Source organism: Mesorhizobium sp. M1050, assembly GCF_040318715.1.
GTDB lineage: Bacteria > Pseudomonadota > Alphaproteobacteria > Rhizobiales > Rhizobiaceae > Mesorhizobium.
Window position 1 is genome coordinate 1 of the sequence record NZ_JAMYMV010000125.1, and the last position, 8,565, is coordinate 8,565.

Sequence of the window (8,565 nt, forward strand, 5' to 3'; positions counted from 1 at the left end):
CGCGGCCCCCCGCCCCCCCCCCGCCCGCCCCGCCCCCGCCCCGCCCCGCCCCCCGCGCCCCGGCCCCCCCCCCCCCCCCCGCCCCCCCCCCCCCCCCCCCCCCCCCCCCCCCCCCGACCCCGCCGCCGCAGGACAAGACCGCGGCCATAGATCCGAAGCCCGAGGTCAAGCCGGATGCCGTCGCTGAAGCCATAGCGCAGGAGCCGCCCGCCGAAGCGACGCAACTGCCCGACTCGGCGCCCGCGCCGGAGGCCCGGCCGAAGCCGCAACCGGCACAGGCCGAAAGCGCCAAGGCGCCGGACCGCAAGGATGCCGACAAGCCGGTCAAGGAAGCCTCGTCGAAGCCGAAGTCCGACGACAAGCAATTCAACGCCGACGAGATTTCCGCTCTCCTCGACAAGCAGAAGCCATCCGGTGGCGGCGCCAAGCGCTCGACGCAGCAGGCGTCGCTCGGCGGCGACAAGGACCAGGGCCAGAAGCTTTCCAGGTCGGAAATGGGCGCCCTGGAAAGCCAGCTCGGCGGCTGCTGGACCCTTCCCGCGGGCCTTGAAGGTTCCGAAAACTTCGTCGTCGTGGTGCGGTTCAACCTGGATGCCTCCGGCAAGCTGGACGGGCGACCGGCGGTCGAAAAGTCGAGCGGAAATCGTCAGTTCGATGAAAGCGCCGTCCGCGCGGTGCAAAAATGCGATGTCACCGGCCTGCAGGTTCCCGCGGGCAAGCAGGACATCTGGGCCGACGTCCGCGTCACCTTCGATCCTAGGGAGATGCTGGGTCTCTAGGGCCCGAGTATCCGAAAATCAGTACGAGAAGCGAGAAGACATGAAATCAATCCTCAAGCCGCTCCTGATGGTCGCAGCCATGGCGATGGGCATGACCGCGGTGGGCACGTTGCCGGCGCTGGCGCTCGTCGAGCTCAACGTCAACAAGGGCAATGTCGAGCCGCTGCCGATCGCCATCACCGACTTCCAGGGCGGCGATGCGCTTGGCGCGCAGATCTCGCAGATCGTCACCGCCGACCTGAAGCGTTCGGGGCTGTTTGCGCCGATCGACAAGAGCGCCTTTATCGAGAAGATCACCAACCCGGATGCAGCGCCGCGCTTCGATGACTGGAAGGTCATCAACGCGCAGGCTCTGGTCACCGGCAGCGTCAGCAAGGAAGCCGACGGCCGTATCCGTGCCCAATACCGGCTTTGGGACACCTTTGCCGGCCAGCAGATGTCCGGCGAGCAGTTCTTCGCCAACGATGCCAATCAGCGGCGTGTCGCCCACATCATCGCCGACGCCATCTATGAGCGGCTGACCGGCGAAAAAGGCTATTTCGACACACGCGTTGTCTTCATCGACGAATCCGGCGCCAAGAACGCGCGCAAGAAACGCCTCGCCATCATGGACCAGGACGGCGCCAACATCCGCTATCTCTCGGATGGCAAGTCGATCGTGCTGACGCCGCGTTTCTCGCCGAACCGGCAAGAAATCACCTACATGTCCTATGAGAGCGGCCAGCCGCGGGTCTACCTGCTGCAGATCGAGACCGGCCAGCGCGAACTGGTCGGAAATTTCCCCGGCATGACTTTTGCGCCGCGCTTTTCGCCCGACGGCCAGAAGGTGATCATGAGCCTGCTGCGCGACGACGGCAATTCCAACATCTTCGCCATGGATCTGCGCAGCCGTTCGACGACACGGCTGACCAATTCGACCGCCATCGACACCTCGCCCTCCTATTCGCCCGACGGCAGCCAAGTGGTGTTCACCTCCGATCGCGGCGGCCGTGCACAGATCTACGTGATGGGCGCCGATGGCTCGGGCCAGAACCGCATCTCGTTTGGCGACGGCGTCTATTCGACGCCTGTATGGTCGCCGCGCGGCGATCTCATCGCCTTTACCAAGCAGACCGGCGGCGAATTCCAGATCGGCGTCATGAAGACCGATGGCTCCGGCGAGCGCATCCTGTCCTCCGGCTTCCAGCAGGAGGGACCGACCTGGGCGCCGAACGGCCGCGTGCTGATGTTTTTCCGCGACTCCGCCGGCGGGCCCAAGCTTGTGTCGGTCGATCTTACCGGCCGTAACGAGCAGTCGATCCCGACCACGAACTTCGCTTCGGACCCAGCCTGGTCGCCGCTGCTCGAGTAAGAGGCGAATCGGAGAAATGACGAATTGAAGAATTGAAGATGGAGAAATCGGGGAATTATATTAAGCGTGCGAAGGATCTAGAAGTTTATAAGCGCGCTTATGCGGTTTCTCTTGACGTACATAAAGCTACGCTCGCTTTCCCGAAGATTGAGCAATACGCATTGGCCGATCAGTTGCGTCGTTCCAGCAAGGGAATCTGCGCCAATCTGGCTGAGGGATTTGCCAAGCAGACACACTCCAGACCGGAATTCGCACGGTTCGTTTCGATGGCGATGGGCTCGTGCAGCGAAGCGGAGACGTGGATATCTTACGCGTTCGATCTGGAATACATCAGCCGAGCGCAATGCGATGAGTGGCTGCAAGCGTATGCGCATGTCCACGGCATGCTGATCAATCTGAGAGAAAAGCTGAAGTGAATTGTCCTGTCGGGGTTCGACATTTCATCAATTCCTCAGCTCTTCAATTCCCCTTTTTTCCATCACCTCGTCGCGTTTTGGCCGCATTTCCGCCTAGGGTCCGCGCCAACTGTGACCACCGACAAAGAGGTTGTGGACGGCAGCCTAAACCAAATTTTAACCGTGTTTCTTGAATGCCGGTTAACCCAAACGTGGTTACTGGGTGATCAACGAAATCACTCGAAATACGAAGGAGAGGCGGCATGGGCCGTATCGCAGCACTTACCAGAAACCCAGTCATGATCGCGCTGGTGGCGATGCTCGCCATCGCCGGTTGCGCCTCGAAGAAGACGCCGAACAACGCGGCTGATCTTGGCCTCAACGGCGCCGGCGCGGCAACTCCCGGATCGGCGCAGGACTTTACCGTCAATATCGGCGACCGCATCTTCTTCGATACGGACTCGACCTCGATCCGTGCCGATGCGCAAACGACGCTGGCTCGCCAGGCACAGTGGCTTAACCAGTACAAGCAGTATGCTATCGTCATCGAAGGCCATGCCGACGAACGCGGCACGCGTGAATACAATCTGGCGCTCGGCGCCCGCCGCGCTGCCGCCACCCGCGACTTCCTCGTCGCCAAGGGCGTCTCGGCCAGCCGTCTGAAGACCATTTCCTACGGCAAGGAACGTCCGGTCGCGGTGTGCGACGACATCTCCTGCTGGTCGCAGAACCGCCGTGCGGTCACCACGCTCAGCGGCACCGGTTCCTGAGGCGGCGTGCAGCCGGTCGCGCGTCAAAAGAATGCGCGGCGTACAGCGGTAAAAATGCAACATACCTATGCGAAAGGCGGCCTCCGGGCCGCCTTTTTCATATCCGGATGTCGGAAACAAAATTTGGCCGAAGTCTCGGCTCCTGCTATGAGCCGAAGGCGCTTGGCTGGTCCCATTCTGATTGGAAGGCGCGAACAAGCTAACGAAATCACGGCGAGAGGCACATGCATTTGAGATCGGTTTTGAGCGGCACGCTTGCGCTGCTGCTTCTATCAGGCGTCACCGCCTCGGGTAGCGGCCCCGGGGCGAACGGCTCAGGGCAATCCAGCGAAAGCGGCTTTTCCTTCCACCTGCCCAGCATCGAACTGCCCGGCATTTTCGGTCAAAAGAAAAAGCCGGACCAGGTTCAGATGGTGCAGTCCGATCCTGCCGCCGTCACCAGCGTGGAAGAGCAGCTGCGGCAGATGAACGGCAAGATCGAGGAACTCAATTTCCAGGTCCTGCAAATGCAGGAGCAGATCCGCAAGCAGCAGGAAGACAACGAATTCCGCTTCCAGCAGCTTGAAGGTGGCGGCACGCAAGGCGGCCAGCCGCCGGCACAGAAGAAATCCGATGCCACCACCGGCAGCGACACCAACGTAGCAGCGGCCCCGGCAACGCAGCCGCCTGCCGCGCCCGGCAACAACCAGTCAGCAGGCGGCAAGACGGTCGAGGACGTCATCGTCGAATCTCCCGATGGCGACCCCGGCAAGGTTATTCCCGGTACGGGAGCGCCTGAAAAGACCTTCGGAACCATCACCGTCGACAAGAACGGCAATGTCGTCGATGCCGACGGCAACACTCAGTCGACCGCGCCCGTGCAGGATACCGCGCCAGCCACCGGCGCGCCGGCCAAGACCGGCAAATCCGATACGGTAATCGCGGCATTGCCCGCCACCAACGATCCCGAGGAGCTCTACCGCAACTCCTACCAGTTCATCCTCTCAGGCGATTACGGCACCGCCGAACAGGGTTTTCGCGACCACATCGCCCGTTTCCCCAAGGATGCGAAGGCGGCGGACGCGCATTACTGGCTGGGCGAGTCGCTGCTCGGCCAGCAGAAATACCGTGACGCTGCGGAGACTTTCCTTGCCGCCAGCAAGGAGTACCCCAAGGCCAAGAAGGCTCCCGACATGCTGCTGAAGCTCGGCGTGTCGCTGGTCGGCCTCAAGCAGCATGACGTGGCCTGTGCCACCTTCAGCGAAATAGGCAAGCGCTACCCCGACGTTTCCGGTGCGCTCAAGGAACGCATCAAGCAGGAGAAAGCCCTGGCTGCGTGCTGATCCCTTTCACGCATGTCGTTGCCCCGGAACCGGGACCATCTCTAAGGTGACATGCATCGATGCTCGACACCGAGCCTGATCTTTCGACCAGAATTTTTTCGCATATCGATTTTACCAGCGGCGCTGTTGCGGCCGTGTCCGGCGGCAGCGACTCGACCGCCCTGCTCCTCCTCCTCAAACACCATCTCGACCGCACGGCGCCGGCGACGAAGCTGCTGGCGGTGACGATCGACCACGATTTGCGGGCCGGTTCAGCGGCGGAAGCGCAAGCGGTGGCGAAGCTGTGCGCGACCTATGGAATTTCACACCGCATCCTGACCTGGTCGGGCCCCAAGCCCTCGACCGGTCTGCCTGCGGCGGCGCGTGAGGCGCGCTACCGGCTGCTGGCCGAGGCGGCGCAAGCGGAAGGCCTCGGCCTGATCCTTACCGGCCATACCGCCGACGACCAGGCGGAGACGGTGCTTATGCGGCAAGCGCGCCAGGAAGGGTTGGCCCAGGACGCGGGCCGCGGGCTTGCCGGCATGGCGCCGGCCACCTTGTATGACTGGCGCAGTTGGATCGTGCGGCCGCTCCTCGGGTTGCGGCGCGCGGCATTGCGCGACGTCCTGCGGCGTCAAAATATCGGCTGGGCCGACGACCCGACCAATGCCGACAAGGCCTTCGAGCGGCCACGGATGCGTGCAGCCCTTGCCGACGGCAACGGCGCGCGGCGCGTGGACGACGCACTGGCATTGGCAGCGCATGAGGGCCGTGCGCGCAGTCAACTCGGCCTCGCCGCCGCAAAACTGATCCACGATTTCGCGACCCACCCGGTCACTGGCCTCATCCGTCTTGATCCTCACTTGTTGAGCGCAGCCGACGATCGGGCAGCCGTTTATGCGCTCCGCATTCTCTTGGCCACCATCGGCGGGATGGACTTCCTGCCGGATCAGACGCGTAGCGAGGCACTGTTGGGTCGGCTGAAAGCGGGATTTTTTTGCGCCACATTGTCGCGGACGGTTGTCGATTTCCGGCGCGCAGGCATCTTCCTGCGCCGCGAGGCGCGCGGCTTGCCCGCTGCCACCGCCGCCAGCGACGAATCCCTCTGGGATGGCCGGCGGCATATCACATTAAACGACGGCAGCGGCACATTGTTGATTGCCCCGTTCGGCGCAGCAACGGCGAAGCGACTGGCTATTGGTGAAGGAAAGGCCCCGCCGAGCCTAATGCGCGCCGCGCTCGCCGCCGAGCCGGCGTTGTGGCAGGCCGGCGAATGCCTTGATTTGTCTGAACATAGAACGGTATCCGCGATGGTTGAAGTGCGGCCGGTCGTTGCACCCTTTGCCCGCTTCCTGCCGTCCTTCGATCTGGCGCCGGCGCGTGCCGTTGCCGAGCTGATTGGCGCGCCGAAGCTGCCCGCCCTGCCTTTCAGCGGCCACAGTGCCGGTTGATGATAGGGCGAAAGCTTAACCCAGACATGCTGTTATGCTTGGCAAGGGGAGGCGCTCTCCCTATGTTAGGCGCAAGTTTCCTCTCACGACGTGTGTCCGCCCTGCGGATGCCAACGGGACAATTGATGAATCCGAACTATCGCAACCTCGCGCTTTGGGCGATCATAGCGGTCCTGCTCATAGCGCTGTTCAATCTGTTCCAGACGCCGCAGACGCGAGGGGCTTCCAGCGATGTACCTTATTCGCAGTTCCTGCAGGATGTCGCGGCGGGCCGGGTCAAGACGGTGACCATCGCCGGTGCTCGTATCAGCGGCACTTACACCGACAATTCCAGCGGCTTCCAGACCTATTCGCCCGGCGATCCATCGCTGGTCTCGCGACTGCAGGACAAGAACGTCACCATCAACGCGCGGCCTGAGAGTGACGGTTCCAATTCGCTGTTCGGCTACCTGATCTCATGGCTGCCGATGATCCTCATCCTCGGCGTCTGGATATTCTTCATGCGCCAGATGCAGTCCGGGTCCGGGCGCGCCATGGGCTTCGGCAAGTCGAAGGCCAAGCTGCTCACCGAGGCGCATGGCCGGGTCACCTTCCAGGATGTCGCCGGCGTCGATGAGGCCAAGGAAGATCTGGAAGAGATCGTCGAATTCCTGCGCGATCCGCAGAAGTTCCAGCGGCTCGGCGGCAAGATCCCGCGCGGAGTGCTGCTCGTCGGCCCTCCGGGAACCGGTAAGACGCTGCTTGCCCGTTCGGTTGCCGGCGAAGCCAATGTGCCGTTCTTCACCATTTCCGGTTCGGACTTCGTCGAGATGTTCGTCGGCGTCGGCGCAAGCCGCGTGCGCGACATGTTCGACCAGGCCAAGAAGAACGCGCCCTGCATCATCTTCATCGACGAAATCGATGCCGTCGGCCGCCATCGCGGTGCCGGTCTCGGTGGCGGCAATGACGAACGCGAGCAGACGCTGAACCAGCTGCTGGTCGAGATGGATGGTTTCGAATCCAATGAAAGCATCATCCTGATCGCCGCTACCAACCGGCCCGACGTGCTCGACCCGGCGCTGCTCAGGCCGGGCCGCTTCGACCGTCAGGTCGTGGTGCCGAATCCCGACATCGTCGGCCGCGAAAAGATCCTGAAGGTGCATGTGCGCAACGTGCCGCTGGCGCCCAATGTCGATCTCAAAGTCGTCGCTCGCGGCACGCCGGGCTTCTCCGGCGCCGATCTGATGAACCTCGTCAACGAATCGGCCCTGATGGCGGCGCGGCGCAACAAGCGCCTTGTCACCATGGCCGAGTTCGAGGACGCCAAGGACAAGATCATGATGGGCGCCGAGCGCCGCTCGTCGGCGATGACCCAGGCCGAGAAGGAGCTGACCGCCTATCACGAGGCCGGCCACGCCATCCTGGCGCTCAACGTGCCATCGGCCGACCCGCTGCACAAGGCGACCATCATCCCGCGCGGTCGCGCGCTCGGCATGGTCATGCAGTTGCCGGAGGGTGACCGCTATTCGATGAGCTACAAATACATGATCTCGCGCCTTGCCATCATGATGGGCGGCCGTGTCGCCGAGGAGTTCAAGTTCGGCAAGGAAAACATCACCTCGGGCGCCTCCTCCGACATCGAGCAGGCGACCAAGCTGGCGCGAGCCATGGTCACGCGCTGGGGCTTTTCCGACAAGCTCGGCCATGTCGCCTATGGCGACAACCAGGAGGAGGTGTTCCTTGGCCATTCGGTGGCGCGCACGCAGAACGTCTCGGAAGAGACCGCGCAGATCATCGACGCCGAAGTGCGCCGCCTGATCGACGAGGCCTATTCCACGGCGAAATCCATCCTGACCAAGAAGAAGAAGGAATGGATCGCGCTGGCGCAAGGGCTGCTCGAGTACGAGACGCTGTCCGGCGACGAGATCAAGCAATTGATCGCGGGGCAGAAGCCTTCACGCGACCTCGGCGACGACACGCCGCCGAGCCGTGGCTCGGCCGTGCCGAAGTCCGGCGGCCGGCGTAAGAAGGGTCCCGAGCCTGAAGGCGGCATGGAACCGCAGCCGTCAAGCTGAGTCCGACAAGAGGTTGATTTCAGAAACGCCGCGGCATGGTCCGCGGCGTTTTTGTTTGGAGGCTTTGCTGCCCGTCTGCCTAGCTTAAGCTTAAGACGGGCCAAGCCGGCGCTGCCGCTCATCTGCTTGCCGGGATCTTCTCCCCGCATAGTGACGGGCAGAAGGGCGCCGCCTTCCGGCGATTTCGCCAATCAATTACCTGCGTTGCCAGGGATGGCGCCGACGTTGTGGTCAGCTACTTTCTCCCCGTCACCACACGTCACTATACGGCGAGAAATGTCCGGCAGGGCAAATGAGGGGCGGCACCAAACGAGCGCGAATGGCCTGCCCGGCATTTGACAAAGAAAGGCCCGGCGGCCGCGCGGGTGGGGGGGGGGTAGTTTAGGTAGGTTTTTGGTTGTGGCCCGGAGCGGGTGGTGTTGGGCTCGGGGGTGTCGGCGCCGCCGGGGGGGGGCCCCGGGGGC

Annotated in this window: 7 protein-coding genes; all 7 read left to right on the forward strand. The window is 63.2% G+C overall.

All coding sequences use genetic code 11. The annotated features are described in order from the left end of the window. Positions 1–779: cell envelope integrity protein TolA (tolA, locus tag NKH57_RS32615; protein ID WP_352950443.1), on the forward strand; the 779-nt coding region annotated here is incomplete at its 5' end. Positions 780–819: 40 nt separating this feature from the next. Next, entirely contained in the window at positions 820–2,130 is a 1,311-nt protein-coding gene (gene tolB, locus NKH57_RS32620; RefSeq protein ID WP_352950445.1) for a Tol-Pal system beta propeller repeat protein TolB, read from the forward strand. A 38-nt stretch (positions 2,131–2,168) separates the two neighbouring features. Then, the gene (locus tag NKH57_RS32625; RefSeq protein WP_352950447.1) at positions 2,169–2,546 is read left to right on the forward strand and encodes a four helix bundle protein; all 378 of its coding nucleotides are present in this window, start codon (positions 2,169–2,171) and stop codon (positions 2,544–2,546) included. Between the two features lie 242 nt (positions 2,547–2,788). Continuing rightward, positions 2,789–3,295: a peptidoglycan-associated lipoprotein Pal gene (gene pal / locus NKH57_RS32630; RefSeq protein WP_023758656.1), complete on the forward strand. Its 507-nt coding sequence runs from the start codon at positions 2,789–2,791 to the stop codon at positions 3,293–3,295. A 224-nt stretch (positions 3,296–3,519) separates the two neighbouring features. Continuing rightward, positions 3,520–4,617, forward strand: a complete 1,098-nt coding sequence (ybgF, locus tag NKH57_RS32635) for a tol-pal system protein YbgF (protein ID WP_352950449.1) — start codon at positions 3,520–3,522, stop codon at positions 4,615–4,617. A gap of 59 nt (positions 4,618–4,676) precedes the next feature. Beyond that, complete coding sequence (gene tilS, locus NKH57_RS32640; RefSeq protein ID WP_352950451.1) at positions 4,677–6,047, forward strand: tRNA lysidine(34) synthetase TilS; 1,371 nt, start codon at positions 4,677–4,679, stop codon at positions 6,045–6,047. A gap of 125 nt (positions 6,048–6,172) precedes the next feature. Further along, a complete protein-coding gene (ftsH, locus tag NKH57_RS32645; RefSeq protein ID WP_023758659.1) occupies positions 6,173–8,101 on the forward strand; it encodes an ATP-dependent zinc metalloprotease FtsH in 1,929 nt (642 codons plus the stop codon). The last annotated feature ends 464 nt before the right edge of the window (positions 8,102–8,565 follow it).

Coding starts and splice junctions, on each gene's coding strand:
- tolB (WP_352950445.1), top strand. CDS start 820: ATGAAATCAATCCTCAAGCCGCTCCTGATGGTCGCAGCCATGGCGATG.
- NKH57_RS32625 (WP_352950447.1), top strand. CDS start 2,169: ATGGAGAAATCGGGGAATTATATTAAGCGTGCGAAGGATCTAGAAGTT.
- pal (WP_023758656.1), top strand. CDS start 2,789: ATGGGCCGTATCGCAGCACTTACCAGAAACCCAGTCATGATCGCGCTG.
- ybgF (WP_352950449.1), top strand. CDS start 3,520: ATGCATTTGAGATCGGTTTTGAGCGGCACGCTTGCGCTGCTGCTTCTA.
- tilS (WP_352950451.1), top strand. CDS start 4,677: ATGCTCGACACCGAGCCTGATCTTTCGACCAGAATTTTTTCGCATATC.
- ftsH (WP_023758659.1), top strand. CDS start 6,173: ATGAATCCGAACTATCGCAACCTCGCGCTTTGGGCGATCATAGCGGTC.